Here is a 17,734-nt window from a genome sequence, read left to right as displayed (position 1 = left end):
GTCGTTCAGAGTCCTGTGTAGCTGCGGTAGCGGAGCAGCACCCGATCCACCAGCGGGCCCGCAGCGCCGGTGTAGCGGGCCGGGTCGAGCAGGTCGTCCAGGTCGAGGCCCGCCAGCTCCGGCAGGGTGCGCAGGACCTCGCTGAACGTCGACCCCGGTGTGGTGGACGCCTTGGTGAGCAACGACTTGGCCCGGGCCTTGCCCAGCTCGGGGGTCAGGGCCACCGCCAGCCGTTCGGCGACGACGGCGCCGTGGCTCAGTTCGACGTTCGCCCGCATCCGGTCGGGGTGGACTTCCAGGCCTTCCGCCAGTTCCGCCGCGGTGAACGCCGCTCCGCCCGCCAGCCGCAGGGCCTCGCGCAGTGCCTGCCACTCGGTGTGCCACGCGCCGGCCGGACGCTCGTCCTCGGCGATCATCGACTGCGCCAGCACCAGTGCGAGGGCGGGGACCTGCCGGCCGGCGGACAGGATGAGCGTGGCCAGGACCGGGTTTCGCTTCTGCGGCATGGCGGAGGACGCGCCCCTGCCGTCGGCCGCGGGTTCGGTGACCTCGCCGATCTCGGTGCGGGAGAGCGTCTGCACGTCCACCGCGAACTTGCCCAGTGCCCCGGTGACGAAGCTGAGCACCGCGCCCAGATCCGCGATCGGGGTGCGCACGGTGTGCCACGGCAGCACGGGTTCGGCCAAGCCCAGTTCCTCGGCGAAGGGGGCGATCAACTCACACCCGTCCGGTGCCGGGCGGCCCGACTGAACGGCGAACTCGCCGTACGCGGCCAGGGTTCCCGCCGCGCCTCCCAGCGAGGCGGGCAGGCCCGCACACGCCACGGAACGGACCTTCGCCAGTGCGTCCAGCACCAGTTGCAGCCAGCCCGCCGCTTTCAGGCCGAACGTCGTGGGCACGGCGTGCTGGGTCAGCGTCCGGCCCGCGATCAGGGTGTCGCGGTGCTCCTCCGCCATCGCGGCCAGCGCCGCGGCCACCCGGCACAGGTCGCCGTCGATCTGGGCCAGCACCCGGCGGGCGATCAGCATCGCGGCGGAGTCGAGCACGTCCTGGCTGGTGGAGCCGCGGTGCACGGACTCGGCGGCCTCCGGGTCCACGGCGGCCACCAGCGCGGTGAACGCGGGGACCAGTGCCACCACGGGGTTCGCGGCCGCGCGGGCGGCCCTGGCCAGCGCGACGACGTCGAGACCGCCCGCCTCCGCGGCTTTGGTGATCACCAGGGCGTGCGCGACGGGAATCAGGCCCAGCCGGGCCTGGCTGCGGGCCAGCGCCGCCTCCACCTCCAGCATCGCGCTCAGCCACGCCTCGTCGCACGTGGCGGCTTCGACCGGCGTACCGGCCCACGTCGGGGCGAGCAGGCCGGAATCGGTGCGGCTCAAGCGTTCACGCTCCTGTGCTGGGAGTGGACGGTCAGCACTGCTCTGGCGATGGCGTCGGAGTCCTCCAGCGTCACCGAGCCGACGCCGGGACGGATGCCCGCCGCCGTCACCCAGTGCACGCCCTCGGTGGGCACGCCGAACGCGAACCTGGCCGGGTGCGCCAGACCCGCGCGGTCGAGCAGCCGGTACGGGCGTTCGGTCACGGCCAGGCCGCCGCTCTCGTAGCCGCCGACGCGGTAGGGCTGGGACTGGCCGGTGGTGAGCAGGTAGCGCAGCAACGGGTTGGCGCTGCGTCGCAGGTCGATGTCCGGCAGCCGGGCCTCGACGAGGGCGCGGCAGCGCACGGGCGGGCCGGGGACCGCCTCGGAATCCACCAGGAACACGCCTTCGGTGGTGTGGCGGCGGATCCGGATCCGCGGGCCGACCACGTGCAGCACGCCCGCCTCGGCCAGCGCGATCATCTCCTCGATCCGCCGCACCGGTGGGCCGATCGAGGTGAACGCGTTGAGCGGGTTGTACCACCCCTCCAGTTCGCGACGGTAGGAGTCGCCGCTGATCCCGCTGTGGTCCACCACGAGCCGGATCTCGTTGCGCAGATCCCGCAACACGTCCAGCGCCGACTTGAGCGGGCTGGACAGGTTGCCCAGCCGCGCTTCCCGCACGTCGTCGCGCAGGTGGTCGAGCAGCCAGTCGCGGAACTCGGCGCGGTCGGCGAACACCCGGTCGCCCTGCGGCCGCTCGATGCGGTCCCAGTCCCACCGCTCGGTGACCCCGTACTGGTCCAGCAGTCGCTCGTCGTCGTCCGGAATGCCTTGCACGAACGACTGGAGGAACGCCCGCGACGCCGTGTCGCCGCGCCCGGCCTTGACGACCAGGCTGTAGTAGACGGCGCGGACCTCTCGATCCACCAACGGCCACACGGCTTCGCGGAAACCGACCGGTTCGCCGGAGTCGGCGCGCTTGCGCAGGTTCGCGATGACCATCTCGGTGAGGAAGTACGGGTGGTGCCTGCCGTGCGCGCCCTTCTGGTTCTCGCCGCGCGCGTGGTACGGCATGCCGCGCCGGGAACCCGCGTACAGCACCGGTTCCCGGCCGGACGGGAGGTAGCGCAGACCTTCGGGGGTCTGCTCGAACGCGCCGCCACGGCCGACGGTGAGCAGTGCCAGGTAGTCGAAGAAGTTCAGGCCGACGCCACGGACCGCGACGGCCGTGCCGGGCGCGATTGGGCTCAGGTCGACGTCGGCGGGGTTGGCGGGCTCGATGTGACAGAGCCTGTGCCGCAACGCGAACCGGCGGTTCTCGTCCTGCTCGCGGCTGCGCGCGAGCGGACCGTGGCCGAGTGCCAGCACGACCGCGTCCATCCCGGTCAGGCGGGTGCCGTCGAGCAGCGTGACGGTTTGCCGCCCGTCGGCGTCGTCCAGGGCGACGGCAGTGCCGGTGTGCACGACCACGGTGATCGACTCCGGCGCGGTGGTGACCAGCCGGCGGAACACCCAGCGCAGGTACCGGCCGTAGAACGCCCTGGTCGGGTAGTCGTCCGGACCGAGCGCACCACCGGCCGTCCGCGCCCACTCGTAGAGGCTGGGACCCGGCACCACGGGCCCCTCGCACGGCACGCTGTCGTCGGTGAACAGGCTGACCTGCGAGGCGACCGTGTTCATGAGCAGATGACCGGACTGCCCGGTGCGCCACACCCCGCCCGGTCCCGGCGGGAACGGATCCACGACGTGCACCTCGACCGCGCGGCCGTCGGCGTTGGCGCAGATCCGTTCCAGCACTGAGGTTCCCCGCGGCCCGGCCCCGATCAGGCAGATCCGCAGAGCGCTCATCCGGAGGCCAGACCGCGGCGCCAGGACACCGTCGGCTTCCAGCCCAGTTCCGTGCGCGCCCGGTCCGTGCGCGCGCCGCGCATGGCGGTGAGCTGGTAGTTCGCGAACCACCCCAACGCCTTCTCGGCCACGTCGGACGGAATCGGGCGCGGCGGCGGGCCGCCGAGCAGACGCGCGTACTCGGGCAGCCAAGTTCCGCCCTCCGCCGGTTCGTCGTCGGCGATGTTGAACACGCCGGTGACATCACTGTCCACAGCGGACACAGCGGCCAGTGCGGCGTCCTGCACGTGCAGGAACGACGTCACTCCCGTGGCGGTCTCCGGGATCGGCACCTTGCCGTGGCCGATCGCGGCGCCGAACGGGCCGGCGGGGTCGTACTGCGTCTGCGGGCCGAACAGCGTGCCGTAGCGCAGGATCGTGCCCGCGATGTCCGGTGTGCCCAGCACCAGTCGTTCCATCTCGGCCACGGCCTGCACCGTCCTCGCCCACCCCGGATCCGGTGCGTCCAGGTACAGCGGCGCGTCCTCCGACAGGACGGGGTCGCCGAGCGGAGCCGTGGCGAAGGAAATGCTCTGCACCACCAGCTTCGCGGCCCCCGCCTCCCTGGCCGCCATGATCAGGTTCGCGGTGCCCTCGGTGCGCAGCCGCGCCGTGGTCTCGAACGCTTCCGCGCTCATCTGCCGCAACGCGGTCAGCTGGTGCACCACGACGTCCGGCCGGGCCGCGAGCAGCGCGCCGCGCACGGCCGTCGGGTCCAGCGCGTCCGCGACGACGGTGTCGTCGGCGGCCACGGCCTTCGACTCGTCCCGCACCAGCGCGGTCACGTGGTGGCCCCTGGCCCGCAGCAACGGGAGCAGCGCGGTCCCGATGAGTCCGGTGGCACCGGCGACGACGACCCTCAAGACTGGACTCCTTCTGGTTCGACACGGATCAGCATTCGGCACGCCGGGTCGCCGAAGCGCAGGCACCCGGTCGAGCAGTTCTCCGCGAGTGCCACGCCCAGTCCGTCCGACCACCCGGCGTGCACCTCGGTGCACGGGCACTCGTAGCCCTCGAGCGTTCCCGCCATCCGGACCATGGTGACCGCGAAGTTCTGCCGCATGACGACCTCGATCACGTCGTCGTCGAGCACCACCGCCTGGAGGTCCCGCAGCTCGCGCGGGAACGTCCGGTCGGCGCACATCTCGTAGCGCTGCCGCAGTTCCTCCATGTCCCGCGCGGGTTTCCCGCCGAACTGGCGCGCGACCTTCCTGCCGATGCTCGTCGCCACGAACCGCAGCGCCTCCGCGTTGATCTCGTTCGCGACGGCCGGTCCGAACCGCTTCGCCACGCCCTGGTACCAGCGGGCGTCGTGCAGCCACCACGAGCGGTAGACGTCCATCAGCTCCGCGCGGGTCGTGGTGTCCGGGTCGTTCATCGTGGTCATCTGATGCCCTCCGAGGAGATCCCGTCGTTCAGGGCAGAGAGGAATCGGACCTCTGCGGAGCAGGGTGGGTAGGAGTAGTTGTTTCGTTGCGAGAGCGAAGCTGTGTCACCCAGCCCGCACGGGTTCCATAGTGGACTGATATGTTTGTGGCTGTGGGTGGGCAGGTGAGGCGGGCGTTCAAGTTCCGTTTCTATCCGACTGAGGCGCAGGCGGCGGAGTTGTCGCGCACGTTCGGGTGTGTCCGCAAGGTGTATAACCTGGCGTTGCAGGCTCGCAGCGAGGCGTGGACGCAGCGTCGGGAACGGGTTGGCTACGAGGCCACGTCGGCGTTGCTGACCGCGTGGAAGCGCACCGAGGAGCTGGCGTTTCTGGCCGAGGTGTCGGCAGTGCCGTTGCAGCAGGCGTTGCGGCATCTGCAGACAGGGTTCACGAACTTCTTCGCCAAGCGTGCTCGGTTTCCGCGGTACAAGTCGCGGAAGAAGTCGCGCGCCAGCGCCGAGTACACGCGGTCGGCGTTCCGGTGGCGTGACGGGGTGCTGACGCTGGCGAAGATGGCCGAGCCGTTGGACATCCGCTGGTCGCGGCCGCTGCCCGAGGGGGAGACGCCCTCGACGGTGACCGTGTCGCGGGACGCGGCCGGGCGCTGGTTCGTGTCCCTGCTGTGTGAGGATCCGAGTGTGACGCCGTTGCCTGTCACGGATGCGGTGGTGGGCATCGATGTTGGCCTGGATCACCTGCTGGTGCTGTCGACCGGGGAGAAGATCGGCAACCCCCGGCACGAACGCCATGACCGGGAACGGCTGATCAAGGCGCAGCGGGCGTTGTGCCGCAAGCAGAAGGGCAGCAACAACCGGGACAAGGCCCGCGTCAAGGTCGCCCGTGTGCACGCCCGGATCGTCGACCGGCGCACGGATAATCTGCACAAGATCACTACTCGGCTCGTGCGTGATAACCAAACGCTCGTGATCGAGGATCTGGCCGTGTCGAACATGGTCGGCAACCACCGCTTGGCCCGTGCGATCAACGATGCGGGCTGGCGGCAGTTCCGGCAGCAGCTGGAGTACAAAGCGCGCTGGTACGGGCGGGACGTGGTCGTGGTGGATCGCTGGTTCCCGTCGTCCAAGCTGTGCTCCGCGTGCGGCACGCTCGCGACAGCGATGCCGCTGCACGTGCGCACGTGGACCTGCGGCTGTGGTGCGACCCACGACCGTGATGTGAACGCGGCACGCAACATTTTGGCCGCCGGGCTGGCGGTGTCGGTCTGTGGAGCCGGTGTAAGACCTCAACGGAAACCTCCGGGCGGGCTGTCGGCGACGAAGCAGAAAACCCTGCGGCGCGAGCCGTAGGAATCCCCCTCGTTCACGAGGGGGAGGAGTCAACCGCGTCCTCCGGCGAGCTGTTCGGTGAACCGCTCGCGCATGAGCCGCTTGAGCACCTTGCCGGTCGCGCCCTTGACCACGTCGGCCGCGTCCATCCGCAGTGCCCGCGTGACGGGTGGGAAACCCTTGGCACGCAACGCGTCGTTGGCCAGCTCCGTCCACTTGGCATCGTCCGGGCCACCGTCCGTGCTGCCTTCTGCGACTTGGAGGAGCGCGTACGCCTCCGCCACACCGTCGCCCTCCCAGTCCGCGCGCACGCCCTCCGGCGCCACGCCGACCACCGTGCAGTCGGCCAGGTCGGGGAGTTCGGCCAGCAGCAGCTCTTCGGTGCAGGTGCTGAAGACGATGCCCTCACTCGTCCGGATCGCGTCCGGCACGCGGTCGAGGTGGTAGAAGTTGCCCTCCTCGTCCCGCACGGCCAGGTCACCGGTCAGCCAGTAGCCGCCGAGCCGCATCCGGTAGAACGTCAGCGAGTCGTTCCAGTAGCCCGGCGTCAGCGTGGGAGAACGCAGGCCGAGCCTGCCGACGACCCCGGCGGGCAGCGGCTGCCCGTCCTCGGACAGCACGGCGGCCTCGGCGAAGCTGATCGGCTTGCCGACGCACCGGCCGTAGGTCGAACTTCCCGTCCGGTGGCCGATGTGGAACATCGAGTAACCGGCTTCCGACGAGCCGAGGCCGTCGGTGAACACCGAGCCCGGCACCCGGACGCGCTGGAAGTCCTCGTTCACGGTCACGTGGCTGCCCCGCGTGACCAGTTCGCGCACGTACGCCTCGTGGATCGCGTCGCCGCTGTTGTACCAGGCCTCCACGCTCTCCAGGTCGCGCGCGTCCAAGTCCTCGGCGACGATCTCGCCGTACGTCCCGGCGAACCCGAAAACGGTCGTGGGCCGGAACTCCTCGATCGCGTCCAGCACGTCGACACCGCGCTGACTGGACAACAGCAACACCGGTGAGCGCAGCAGGAAGCCGAACAACATCACCGACACCGCCGCGTTGTGCGAACCCGGCATCGCCACGAGCAGCCTGCCCATCGCGTCGCCGACCGACAGCTTCAGCCGGTACAACTGGGCGTACAGCAGGGTTTCGTGGGTGTGCGGCACGCCTTTCGGCATCCCCGTCGTGCCGGACGAGTGCGTGATGATGATCGGGTCGGTGGAGTGGTGCCGGTACGGGTAGTTCTCCGGCAGCGGTCCCGCCTCGGCGATGTCCGCCGCGGTGACCAGGAACCCGAGCTCCAGGTCGCCGTCGGCCAGAGTTCTGGCGTGCTCGGCGTCGGCCACCGCGCCGACCACGCGCTGGCGGCGGATGTACTCGCGGGCGATCTCGGGGCGCAGGTTGCCGTTCACCAGCGACGGGATCGCGCCCAACGACATCAGCGCCAGGTAGTTGACCGCGAACTCGGTGCTGGACCGGGTCTGGACGGCCACGATGTCACGTGGTTTCACCCCCTGGGCGTGGAACCACGACGCGTAGACCTCGACGGCGGCGTGCAGGTCGCCGAGCGTCAGCGCCGCCGGGTGGCTGCCGTCGGGCGCCTGCCACGTGCCGTCGGTCCGCAGGACCTCCTCGTCCAACGGACGGCCGTAGGCCTTCAACCGGTGGATCACGTTGCCCGCGCCGAGTGTCGCGTCCGCCAGCACCTGTGCGCGTTCCGCTTTGCTGATCATGGTGTTGGTCCTTCAGCCAGTCGTCGGAGGTCGTACCCGCCGGAGTCTTCGAACGAGGTGTCCCGGTCGACCAGCAGGGCGACCGCGAAGTCCTCGGTGGGCTGCGGAAGCCCCAGCTCCCGGCAGAACGCGGCGGTGCGGTCGCTGCCGGCCAGTTCGACACCGACGAGAAGAACCCTGTCCAGTTCCTCGTCGTCCAGCAGGACGTGCGCGGTGTCGAGCAGGGCGGAACCGAGTCCGGTCAGCGCGGACATCGCGATCAGCGGCCCGGTGATCCCGAACTCCTTGCTCACGTAGCCGAGGATCGCGTTCGCGGTGGCCTGCATGAACAGCAGCGGGTTGCTCACCTGCCCGCCGATCAGCAACCTGCTCGCCAGGTCCGTCGTGCCCGAGTCGCCGACCGTGCTGCCGACCAGCAGCGCGGTCCGCGTGCCGTCGCCCGGCCGTTCGGTCAGGCAGCGCCGGGCGACGTCGTGGATCAGCGGGTTGAACGAGGACTCCACGAACCCCGGTACGGGGTCCGCGCGGTTGGCGGTGATCATCTGCGCTCCAGCACGAGTGCGGTGTTGACCCCGCCGAACGCCGCGTTGAGGTTCAACGCGCGGCGCACGTCGGCGTCGCGGGCCACGTTGGGCACGTAGTCGAGGTCGCAGTCCGGGTCGGCCTCGGTGAAGTTGGCCGTCGGCGGCAGCACGCCGTCGGTGAGCGCCAGCAAGGTGATCACGAACTCCACGACCCCGGCGGCCTCCAGCATGTGCCCGGTCGTGCTCTTCGTGGAGCTGACCGGCACCTGGTCGGCCCGCGTGCCGAACACCCGGCGCAGGCCACGGGTCTCCGCGGGATCGTTGAACTTCGTGGCGGTGCCGTGCGCGTTCACGTAGTCGATGCGCAGCCCGTCCGGGTCGTCCGCGCGGCGCAGCGCCCGCCCGGCCGCGGCGGCGAGCCCGGCGCCGTCCGGGTGCGGCCGGGAGACGTGATAGGCGTCCGAGCCGGCGCCCCAGCCCACGACCGCGGCGAGCGGCCGTCCACCCCGGCGTCTCACCGCCTCCGCGGACTCCAGCACCACGGTCGCGACACCGTCGCCCAGCAGCATTCCGCCGCGGTCCGCGCTGAACGGCCGGACGAAGCCGTCGCGCGACATGGCCCGGCCCGAGTCGAACTTGGCGAAGACCTCCTCCTCCACGAGGTAGGCCCCGGCGCAGACGGCCGAGGACACCCTGCCGGACGCGATCAGCCCGCACGCGTGGATGATCGCCGCGGCCGAGGCGACGCACGCGTTGGTGAACGCCAGCCGCCGCCCGGAGGACGCGCCGATCCGCGCGGCGAGCAGGTCGGCCTGCCACGCGGGGACCGTGTCGGCAGCCTCGACGCCGGCCTCGCCGCGCCAGAACCGGGTCAGCACCGCGAAGTCACCCGACGTCCCGACCAGCACGGCGGTGTCGTCGCGCGCGGTGAACCCGGCCATCTCCACGGCTTCGTCGGTGCACTCGCCGAGCACGTCCCGCATCAGGTCGGGTTTGTCGGTCCCGGTGGTGGCGGCGAACGGCGTCCGGTACGGGCCGGTGTCGAACCGCGTGGTGGGCGCGAACGCCGGCACACCACCGAAAACGCCGCGGCGCAGCGCGTCCGCACCCCGGCCGAACGCCGTCCGCACCCCGAACCCGGTCACCACCACCTCACTCATCGCCGGAGTCACCCGCCTGCACCCGGCGGAGGTACTCGGTGATGCCGCGCAGCGATCCGAACTCGGCGAGGTGTTCGTCCGCCGGCTCGACCACCAGGTCGTACCTGGTGCCGAGCTGGTGCAGGAACCACACCAGCGCCAACGAGTCCAGCGCCAGCTCGGCGTCCTCGTCGAGGTCCGCCGGCAGTTCGGGGTAGATCTTCGGGTCGGAGAGCAGTTCCCGCACGACCGCGGTCGTGATCTCCACGCGCGTGGTCATGCCGTGGCGCCCCGCTCCACGGTGACGGCGGCCAGCTCGCCCAGCGTCATCGCGCTGAGCGGCTCGATGTCGGTCTCCGGGAACTGCACGTTGAACCGGCGTTCCAGGCGCATGGTCAGCTCGATCAGGCTCAGCGAGTCCAGGTCGATCCCGCCGCTGCCCAGAGGGCTCTCGCTGGTCATCTGGCCGGGCTCGATCGGGTGGTTCATCTCCTCCACGACCGTGGTGAGGATGAAGTCGCGGATCTCTTTCTCCAGCGTCGGCATGGGCCAACCCTTCTGCGTCGGGAAATCAGGACGGTTGGGAAACGGCTTCGCGCAGGGCCTGCGTGCGCCGGATCAACTTCCCGTTGGAGGTGCGGGGAAGTTCCGGCAGCACCCGGATCAGCCGCGGGACCTTGTAGGCGGCCAGCCGGTCGCGGCACCAGCCCGTCAGTTCCCCGGCGGCGGGACCGTCCTGGGCTGTGGCCACGTACGCCTCGATGGACTCGGCGTGGATCACCACCACGTCGGTGATCCGGGGATGCTGGCGCAGCACGGCCTCGACCTCGACCAGGTCGACCTTCAGCCCGCCGATCACCACCAGCGAGTCGCTGCGGCCGAGCAGCCGCACGGTCCCGTGCTCGTCCCGCTCGGCCCGGTCGTACGTCCGCAGCCAGCCGGCGGCGTATCTGTCCACATCGGACCCTCGCAGGTACGGGGTGCCGTCGGGCAGCTCCACCTCCAGCTCGCCGTGGTTGATCCGCACCACGATGCCCGGCGCGACCGGACCGACCGCCGGCCGGGAGGTTCCGCTGACGTCCATCGCGATCACACCGGTCTCGGTGGTGCCGTAGGAGTCGCCGAGACGGAAGCCGAAGCGTTCCAGGAACGCCTCGGCGAGCTCGTCGCTCATCAGCTCGCCACCGGACACCGCGGCCCGCAGGGAGGGCAGGGCGGGCGCGGACTTCGCCGTGGTCAGCAGTTCGTAGTGGAAGGGAGTGCCGAAGATGAGGTGCACGTCGTGTTCCTCGGCGGTGGAGAGCACGTCCCTGGCGGACAGTCGCCGGGTGAACACCACAGCCACGCCCGCCGCGAGCGAGTGCAACAGCCCGGCGATCAGCCCGAAGCTGTGCGCGGTCGAGCTCAGCAACAGCAGCCGTTCGCCGGTCCTGGGCATCCCGTCGATCCGGGTGAACCGCTCGACCTCCGCGGCCAGCGACGCCGGAGTCCGGCCGATCACCTTCGGTTGCCCGGTCGAGCCCGAGCTGAACTGGATCAGCCGGTGCTCGGTCGTCGCCCGCTCACCGTCGCGGTGGTGCTTGGTGACCACCTCGTAGGCGGGCTGGAACGCCATCGCGAACCGCCCGCCGGCCATGGCTCGGACGGTGAACTCCGGACGGCACAAGGAACGCAGCGCGTCGACTTCGGCGGGGGCGAGCCGGTGATCCACCAGCATCACCTGCGCGCCCAGCGACCACAGCGCGAACACCACCTCGACCTGGGTGCGGCTCGGCGGCACCTGCACCAGGACGGTCGAGCCGTCCCCGATGCCGAAACCACCGAACACCTTGGCTTCCTCGGCCACGGCCACGCGAACCTCGGCGCGGGACACGGCACGTCCGTCGTGCACCAGGTAGGGCAGCTCGCCGGGATGAGCGTCGAACAGCTCCTCGAGAAGGCCCCGCATCTCACTGCTCCTTGCAGAATTCGCCGATCGGGATGCCCACGTGCCGCTGGTCGGTCGCGAGGTAGCCGAGCAGCTCGTCGCCCTGCTGGAGCTCGGTGACGTTGCGGACCTTGCCGCCGGGACCGAGCAGGCGGACGTGCCAGTCGTCCTGCACGATCAGGCTGATCTCGACGCCGTCGACGGAGTGCGCGGTGATGCTGAGCAACGGGCGGGACTCCAGTTTGGACCGTCCGACCACGACCCTGCGGGTGCGTCCCTCGGAGTTGACCGCGAGGACCGTGCTGCCCGAACGCAGTTCGCTCAGGTAGTTGGTCCGGTTGTCCGGGCCGAGCACGTAGGAGTGCAGCGCGCCCGCGTTGACCCGGAACGGTCGGGTCGGCATGTACGGCAGCGGGTGGGTTTCGCTGCAGCTCAACAGGAATCCGGTCGAGAACGAGCCGACCAGGATGCCTTCGTCCTCCTCGAAGTGCGTGCAGGTGTCGACGCACACCCGGTCGCCGAGGCCGTGGTGCTCGATGCGGTCGACGACGAGCGTCGACAGCTCCAGCTTCGGGCTGGTCGTCTCCAGCATCCGGCTCAGCGCGAAGACCTCGGTCGCGTCCTTCGGCGCGAGCAGCACGCCCTCGGAGCCGCGCTCCAGCACGTCGACCACGATCGACGCCTCCTCGAGGTCGCCGCAGACCGTGAACAGCTTGCCGGGAGCGCGGTCGGCCGAGGCCAGCACGATCTCCAGCGGGATCTTCGTCGGGTCGGTGAACCGCACCACGCTGTAGGGCAGTGCGACGGCGGCGGCGCACGCCAGCTTGAGCGTGCGGTCGTCGTGCACGTCCACCCACGCCGCGACGTTCTCGCGGTCGCCTGCCGTCAGCACGAGCGCGTCCAGCTCGGCCTGGTCCGCGACCACGGTCGTGGTGATGCCGGTGAAGCTCTCGTCCGCGCCCACCAGCACGCTCGCGATGGTCGGGGGCAGGGTGGCCAGCACGGCGGGGTCGTCGGACACGATGCCGTGCAGCCGGGCGTGGATGGCGGCGTCCACGACGCCTTCGACGTGCTGCGGGGCCACGGTCCGGAGGTCGATCCAAGCGAGCGTCATCTGGCACCTGTCGTCATCGTCGGGATTCGGGAGAGGTCGGCCTGGTATGCCGCGGAATCCGACACCGTGGCGTGCGACCCGTGCACCACGGCGGCCAGCCGGGCCACCAGCGATGCCGGGTGGGAGGAGGTGAAGACCTTGCGGCCCACCGCGAGGCCCGCGCAGCCCGCCGCCATCACCTCGGTGGCGTAGGCGATCAGGTCGGAGCCGTCGACGGGTCCGCCCGCGGCGAGCACCGGGATCGGCGCGTTCAGCACGACCTCCGCCATCCGCCGCACGGGCAGGGTGACCGAGGTCTTCACCAGGTCCGCGCCGAGATCGGCGGCGATGTTGACGACGTGGGCGAGCAAGGTCGGGTCCTGCGGGTCGGCGATCCGCGGTCCGCGCGGGTAGATCATCGCGATCAGCGGCAGGCCCCAGGCTTCACACGCCGTCGCGACCGCGCCGAGGTCGGCGAGTTGGCGCTCCTCGGTGTCGGAACCGATGTTCACGTGCACGCTGACCGCGTCGGCGCCCAGCCGCAGCGCGTCCTCGGCCATGCCGACGAGGACCTTGGAGTTGGTGTCGGCGGCGTGGGCGGTGCCCGCACTGAGATGCACCACGAGAGCACAGGACGCCAGGATCTCCGGCGGCACCAGCCGTGCGCGTCCTTTGTGGACGATCAGCGCGTCCGCTCCTCCCTCCACCAGGCTTCGGAGCAGGTCGTGCCACCGGTCGTGCGGTACGACCGGACCGTCGGACACGCTGTGGTCCAGCGGGACGAAGAGGTGTCGCCCGTCGTGCGCCGAGGACAACCGGCGCATCCTGAATAGCTTTCCGGTATTCGTCATGCCGTCTGAACCTCCTTTGTGAAACTTGGTTCAGCGAAGGAAGTGAATGGGGAACGCTGAGTTGGAAGGCTAGTCACGGCCGCTGGCGCCGAACAAATAACTCTTGCCAATAACTCGGGAGTTATGTCGGTTCACGATAATCGAGACGATTTCGTTTGGGCTGTGTGGACGCATCGAGATCCGCCCATCCGGACGGATCTCGCACATGATGGAGCTCTAAGAACTTTCTCATTTTCTTCTGACAAATTGTGTGTCGTGTCCCGTGCTTCGTTGAAGAGCAGGAGGCCGTCTTGAACGAGCTGACGGATCCGGTGCGCCTGGTGGTGGCGTGCCACGGCGGGCGCGGCCACACGGGCAGGCTCGCCGCGGCGGTGCGGCAGGGAGCCCTGGACGTGACCGGCACCGATGTCGCGGTCGTCGAGGTGGACAAGATCACCTCTGAGCAGTGGTTCCAGCTGGACGACGCGGACGCCGTGATCTTCGGCGCGCCGACGTACATGGGATCCGCCTCGGCCGCGTTCCACCAGTTCGCGGAGGCCAGCAGTCGCCGCTGGCTGACTCGGCGCTGGCAGGACAAGCTGGCCGCGGGCTTCACGAACTCGGGGGCGAAGGCCGGTGACAAGTCAGGAACGCTCGCGTACTTCACGACCTTCGCCGCCCAGCACGGAATGGTCTGGATCAATCTGGGTCTGCGTTCCGGCTGGTGCTCCGCCAATGGCAGTGAGTACGACCTGAACCGGCTGGGCTTCTCGCACGGCGCCGCCGCGCAGTCCAATGTCGACGAAGAACCCGAACTGATGCACAAGGCGGATCTCGAGACCGCTGAATACCTGGGCAGAAGGGTCGCCACGTACGCGCGGGTCGTCGCCGCGGGCAAGAGGGCGCTGGCACGGTGAAAAGGATGCCGAGCTGCCGGAAGCCGGTGGGGGAAACCCAGGGAAGGCGCGGACGCGGACCGTCGTCGCCGACGCTGATCGCGAACTACCACCGGCACATCGCGCCGTCGCAGCCGGAAGCCGTTCGCGACCAGGCGGTGGACTCGGCGCAGGGCGCCAGGACCGCCGCGCCGCGCGAGCCGTGGCCGGCCGACGCCGCGAACCACGCGTTCCCGCGGGCGATGTACACCTCCTCGATCCGGGCCACGCTGCTGTCCCTGATCGGGGTCGCGTTCGTGATCAGATGTTTCCGGCTGGACAGGTGAGGGCGTCATGGAGTTGGGAATTCGGCATCTTCAGGTCGTCGTGGCGGTGGCCGAGGCGGGCAGCATCAGCCGGGCCGCGGCCTCGTTGCGGATCGCCCAGTCCGGGCTCACCGCGCAGCTCAGCCGGATCGAGCGGGAGTTCGGCGCGCCGCTGTTCCTCCGCCGTCCGCACGGGGTCGAGCCGACCGAACTGGGCACCCACGTGCTGCACGGCGCGCGGTTGGTGATCGGTCAGTTCGACGACCTGATCGCGACGGCCCGCACCCGTGCGCACGGCGGCGGGCCGGCGACGATCCGGCTGGGAGGCGTGGACAGCCCGTGGATCTCCACCGTCGCCGCGGCGTTGCGCGGTCTGCGGCCGGACCACGAGCAGATCACCTACGTGGAGGACGATTCCGGCGAGGTCGTGGACCTGGTGCGCACTTCGCGGCTCGACCTGGCGGTGATCACCGAGCATCCCGACGCACCGGCGCCGAAACCGCACGGGCTGATCTTCCGCGACCTCGGGGTCGAGCCGCTGCTGGTCGGCCTGCACGTCGACCACCCGGAGGCCGGCCGCGACAGGATCCGCCTGGCCCACCTCGCCGAGTACGACTGGATCGCACCGGCGGACAAGGCGGGCGGCCTGCGGCAGAGTCTGCGCACCGCGTGCGAGCGTGCCGGGTTCGTGCCGCGGTTCCGGCATTTCGGAGCCGACCACGGCACCGCGGCCACCATCGTCGGCTCCGGCACCACCGTCGGCCTGTTCCCGATGAGCTCGCCGCCCGTGCCCGACGTGGTGCTCCGCCCCCTCGCCGAGGAACCGCTCTGGTGCCGCACCGTGCTCGTCTGGCGGCCCGGCTCGCCGCTGGCCTCCGTCGCGACCGACGTCGTCACCATGGCCTCCGACGAGCGCTTCCGCACCCGCAAACCGTTCCTCGTCGTGGAACCCGATCCGGCCGGCTACCGCCGTGCGATGTGAACTCCCGTGGACCTGGTTCGCCGCGTCACCGAGACCGGCGCGAGGGAGGGCCACGTGATCGCCGGCGTCGCGGCGGGCAGGTCCACGGTGAACACCGCGCCGGCGCCAGGTCTGCCCTCGGCCGACACCGTGCCGTGGTGGGCTTCCACGATCTCGCGGACGAGCGACAGCCCGATGCCGAACCGCTGGCCGCGCCCTGCCGTGCCGCGGTTGAAGCGCTCGAACAGCGACCTCTCGTCCGCCTGGTCGAAGCCGATTCCGTTGTCGCGCACCGACAACCGAACCGTGGTCCGGGTCGGCGTCTCCAGGGTGACGACGATGGTGCCGTCCGCGGGCGTGTGGCCGATCGCGTTGTCCACCAACGCGGTGACCACCCGGCGCAACGCGGATGCTTCTCCTGGCACGAGGAACTGTCCTGGTGTCTGCCGGACCTCCAGCACCAGGCCCGTTTCGGAGGCTCGCGCGTCCTCTGCCGCGACCACCTCGTCCGCCAGTTCCGCCAGGTCCACCAGGGCGGACCGCGGCTGCTCGGCGGAGATCGCGGAGCGGAGGATGTCGTCGACCACGTCACCGAGTTGGCGGGTGCCGTTGACCAGCCGCCGCATCTCCTCGGCCAGGGCTTCCGGACACTTCATCCTGTCCACCTTGCGCGCCAGCAGCTGTGCCCTGGTGTGCAGCTGGGTCAGGGGCGCGCGCAGCTCGTGGCTCGCGTCGGCGACGAACCGCTGTTGCCGCGCCAGGGCTTCGTTGAGCGGCTTTATCGCCTGGTTGAAGAGGAAACGGCTCCCGGCGGGGACGACGACGACCACGGTCAGCGCGGACAGCAGCAGCGCCACGCTGAACGCGATCAGCAGGTTCTGCCTCTCCAGCAGGTGGAACCGCTCGTCCAGGACGACCTGCACGGACTCGTCGCCGCGCCGCTGCGTGAGGACGCGATAGCTCTGCCCGTCGATCTCGATCTGCTCGAACCGCGGCTCGCCGGCGTGGCGCAGGCTCTCGGACAACGGAAAGCCGTCGGGCAGTCCGGCGGTCTCGGCGACCACTCCATCGCGTTCGACGACCAGCCACGTGCACGCGGGTGGCTTCGAGATCGACGAGTGCTCCATCGCCCACATCAGGTCGTGGCGGGTGTCGTTCTCACGCATGTGCGCCGTGATGAGGTAGATGACGCACTCGATGACCAGCACGATCCCCGTGGCCAGCAGCGTCAGCCGTGCGGTGATCGACCAGCGGGTGCGGGTGAGCGCGGCCATCACACGACCCCGGCGCGGTAACCGAGACCGTGCACGGTGTGGATGACCTCGCGCCCCAGCTTGCGGCGCAGGTAGTGCACATACGTGTCCACGATGGACTCCGAGGTGGCTTCCGGGAACACCTGGGTGCGCAGGTCCGAGCGCCGGCGGATGACGTCGGGCGTGACGGCGAGGGTGCGGAGCAGGTCGCATTCGCGGGCGGACAGCTGGACCAGGCCTCTCTTCGAGGTCAGCACCTCGCGCTGGCGAGGGTCGAGGTACCCCTGGCCGAGAGGGAGCAGATCGGTGTGTTCCAGGTGTCTGCGGTGCAGGGCCCGCACCCTGGCGATCAGCTCGTCCAGGTCGAACGGCTTGCTGACGTAGTCGTCAGCGCCGGCGTTCAGCCCTCGCACCCGTTCGGAGACGTCACCGTGACCGGTCAGCATCAGGATCTTCGCGGTCACTCCCACCCGCCGCAGCCGGACCATGAGCTCCAGCCCGTCGATCGCGGGTAGTCCCCGGTCGAGCACGATGATGCCCGGCTTGCGGCTCAGCGCGAGGTGCAGTCCCTGTTGCCCGTCCAGGGCCACGTCGACCTCGTAGCCCTCGTCCGCGAACAGCTCGGCCAGCATCGCCGCCGTTTCCTGGTCGTCCTCGACGAGGAGCAGTCGGACCGGCTCCGGCGCCGGTGCAGGATTTGGCACCCGGATACTTTGTCAGCTTCGAGCCGAGCTTCACATCCCCAGTTCTGACTTAGTGTCGCAACGGAGACACGGAACGCGACGATCGGAGGGGCGATCTTCGGTGAGTTCCTGGGGGTCAGACCGGTGGTTCGGTGATCAGGGAGTTCGGGTGTCAAGGCGCGCATGTGGAGTAACGCGCGCTGGTCGCCGAGGTTCGACTTCGTGGAGGTCTGGGAGGTGAGCCGTGCCGACGACGGTGGTGGGGACGGCGCACGTTGGTGTCGATTTGCGCTGGGTTCGTCCGTTGTCGCGAGTCCGCTTCACGCTGATTTGTGCGGTAGGAGTCCTTCATGGACCACGCTGTCAGCGTCAGGGGTAGAGGATTTGTTGCGCCACAAGTGGTCCGGAGACGCGGCATGCGGCAGGCCCTGACGGGGTCAGGA

The 17,734-nt window shown here is 70.1% G+C and carries 18 protein-coding genes; 4 read left to right on the top strand and 14 right to left on the bottom strand.

Annotated elements, in window-relative coordinates:
* Window positions 1-5 precede the first annotated feature (5 nt).
* The 4 genes from AOM45_RS37350 to AOM45_RS37335 are packed head-to-tail and all read right to left on the bottom strand — an operon-like array spanning window position 6 to window position 4,634.
* Window positions 6-1,379, bottom strand: a complete 1,374-nt coding sequence (locus tag AOM45_RS37350) for a class-II fumarase/aspartase family protein (protein WP_030470460.1) — start codon at window positions 1,377-1,379, stop codon at window positions 6-8.
* Window positions 1,376-3,208, bottom strand: coding sequence for an FAD/NAD(P)-binding protein (locus tag AOM45_RS37345; RefSeq protein ID WP_030470461.1), 1,833 nt, complete (start codon window positions 3,206-3,208; stop codon window positions 1,376-1,378). Before AOM45_RS37345 ends, AOM45_RS37350 begins: the two co-directional genes overlap by 4 nt.
* The gene (gene avaA7 / locus AOM45_RS37340; RefSeq protein WP_030470462.1) at window positions 3,205-4,110 is read right to left on the bottom strand and encodes a 3-diazoavenalumate denitrifying reductase; all 906 of its coding nucleotides are present in this window, start codon (window positions 4,108-4,110) and stop codon (window positions 3,205-3,207) included. Before avaA7 ends, AOM45_RS37345 begins: the two co-directional genes overlap by 4 nt.
* Window positions 4,107-4,634: a hypothetical protein gene (locus tag AOM45_RS37335; protein WP_030470463.1), complete on the bottom strand. Its 528-nt coding sequence runs from the start codon at window positions 4,632-4,634 to the stop codon at window positions 4,107-4,109. Before AOM45_RS37335 ends, avaA7 begins: the two co-directional genes overlap by 4 nt.
* Before the next feature lie 164 nt (window positions 4,635-4,798).
* Here AOM45_RS37335 and AOM45_RS37330 point away from each other — a divergent pair, with 164 nt between their 5' ends.
* Window positions 4,799-5,980 (top strand): RNA-guided endonuclease InsQ/TnpB family protein, encoded by a 1,182-nt coding sequence (locus AOM45_RS37330; protein WP_201780146.1) that lies wholly within the window; start codon window positions 4,799-4,801, stop codon window positions 5,978-5,980.
* Window positions 5,981-6,009: 29 nt separating this feature from the next.
* Here AOM45_RS37330 and avaA6 read toward each other — a convergent pair whose 3' ends face one another.
* From avaA6 to AOM45_RS37290, 8 genes are read right to left on the bottom strand one after another with little or no spacing between them, the layout of a single operon-like run.
* Window positions 6,010-7,680: a 3-aminoavenalumate diazotase gene (avaA6, locus tag AOM45_RS37325; RefSeq protein ID WP_030470465.1), complete on the bottom strand. Its 1,671-nt coding sequence runs from the start codon at window positions 7,678-7,680 to the stop codon at window positions 6,010-6,012.
* Window positions 7,677-8,222 carry a beta-ketoacyl synthase N-terminal-like domain-containing protein gene (locus AOM45_RS37320; protein ID WP_051784175.1) on the bottom strand — a complete coding sequence of 182 codons (546 nt, stop codon included), beginning with the start codon at window positions 8,220-8,222 and terminating at the stop codon, window positions 7,677-7,679. Before AOM45_RS37320 ends, avaA6 begins: the two co-directional genes overlap by 4 nt.
* The gene (locus AOM45_RS37315) at window positions 8,219-9,364 is read right to left on the bottom strand and encodes a beta-ketoacyl-[acyl-carrier-protein] synthase family protein (RefSeq protein WP_030470467.1); all 1,146 of its coding nucleotides are present in this window, start codon (window positions 9,362-9,364) and stop codon (window positions 8,219-8,221) included. Before AOM45_RS37315 ends, AOM45_RS37320 begins: the two co-directional genes overlap by 4 nt.
* Window positions 9,357-9,623, bottom strand: a complete 267-nt coding sequence (locus AOM45_RS37310; protein WP_030470468.1) for a hypothetical protein — start codon at window positions 9,621-9,623, stop codon at window positions 9,357-9,359. The genes AOM45_RS37315 and AOM45_RS37310 overlap by 8 nt, the downstream gene beginning before the upstream one ends.
* Window positions 9,620-9,889, bottom strand: a complete 270-nt coding sequence (locus tag AOM45_RS37305) for an acyl carrier protein (protein ID WP_030470469.1) — start codon at window positions 9,887-9,889, stop codon at window positions 9,620-9,622. Before AOM45_RS37305 ends, AOM45_RS37310 begins: the two co-directional genes overlap by 4 nt.
* 25 nt (window positions 9,890-9,914) lie before the next feature.
* A complete protein-coding gene (locus tag AOM45_RS37300; protein ID WP_030470470.1) occupies window positions 9,915-11,291 on the bottom strand; it encodes a class I adenylate-forming enzyme family protein in 1,377 nt (458 codons plus the stop codon).
* Window position 11,292: 1 nt separating this feature from the next.
* Window positions 11,293-12,384 carry a 3-dehydroquinate synthase II family protein gene (locus AOM45_RS37295; protein WP_030470471.1) on the bottom strand — a complete coding sequence of 364 codons (1,092 nt, stop codon included), beginning with the start codon at window positions 12,382-12,384 and terminating at the stop codon, window positions 11,293-11,295.
* A complete protein-coding gene (locus tag AOM45_RS37290) occupies window positions 12,381-13,214 on the bottom strand; it encodes a 2-amino-3,7-dideoxy-D-threo-hept-6-ulosonate synthase (protein WP_051784176.1) in 834 nt (277 codons plus the stop codon). The genes AOM45_RS37295 and AOM45_RS37290 overlap by 4 nt, the downstream gene beginning before the upstream one ends.
* A gap of 290 nt (window positions 13,215-13,504) precedes the next feature.
* On the opposite strand from AOM45_RS37290, the gene AOM45_RS37285 reads away from it, so the two are divergent.
* The 3 genes from AOM45_RS37285 to AOM45_RS37275 are packed head-to-tail and all read left to right on the top strand — an operon-like array spanning window position 13,505 to window position 15,376.
* Entirely contained in the window at window positions 13,505-14,110 is a 606-nt protein-coding gene (locus tag AOM45_RS37285) for a flavodoxin family protein (protein ID WP_236703963.1), read from the top strand.
* 5 nt (window positions 14,111-14,115) lie between these two features.
* Entirely contained in the window at window positions 14,116-14,415 is a 300-nt protein-coding gene (locus AOM45_RS37280) for a hypothetical protein (RefSeq protein ID WP_156094126.1), read from the top strand.
* A 7-nt stretch (window positions 14,416-14,422) separates the two neighbouring features.
* Entirely contained in the window at window positions 14,423-15,376 is a 954-nt protein-coding gene (locus tag AOM45_RS37275) for a LysR family transcriptional regulator (protein ID WP_081902439.1), read from the top strand.
* Here AOM45_RS37275 and AOM45_RS37270 read toward each other — a convergent pair.
* Both AOM45_RS37270 and AOM45_RS37265 read right to left on the bottom strand, forming a co-directional pair.
* The gene (locus AOM45_RS37270) at window positions 15,358-16,629 is read right to left on the bottom strand and encodes a sensor histidine kinase (RefSeq protein WP_051784177.1); all 1,272 of its coding nucleotides are present in this window, start codon (window positions 16,627-16,629) and stop codon (window positions 15,358-15,360) included. The two genes, AOM45_RS37275 and AOM45_RS37270, sit on opposite strands and share 19 nt — an antisense overlap.
* Window positions 16,629-17,312, bottom strand: coding sequence for a response regulator transcription factor (locus AOM45_RS37265; protein ID WP_269083673.1), 684 nt, complete (start codon window positions 17,310-17,312; stop codon window positions 16,629-16,631). The genes AOM45_RS37270 and AOM45_RS37265 overlap by 1 nt, the downstream gene beginning before the upstream one ends.
* Window positions 17,313-17,734 lie beyond the last annotated feature (422 nt).

This window comes from Lentzea aerocolonigenes, assembly GCF_000974445.1.
In the GTDB taxonomy this organism is placed as follows: domain Bacteria; phylum Actinomycetota; class Actinomycetes; order Mycobacteriales; family Pseudonocardiaceae; genus Lentzea; species Lentzea aerocolonigenes.
This window is presented reverse-complemented; position numbering and strand designations above follow the sequence as displayed.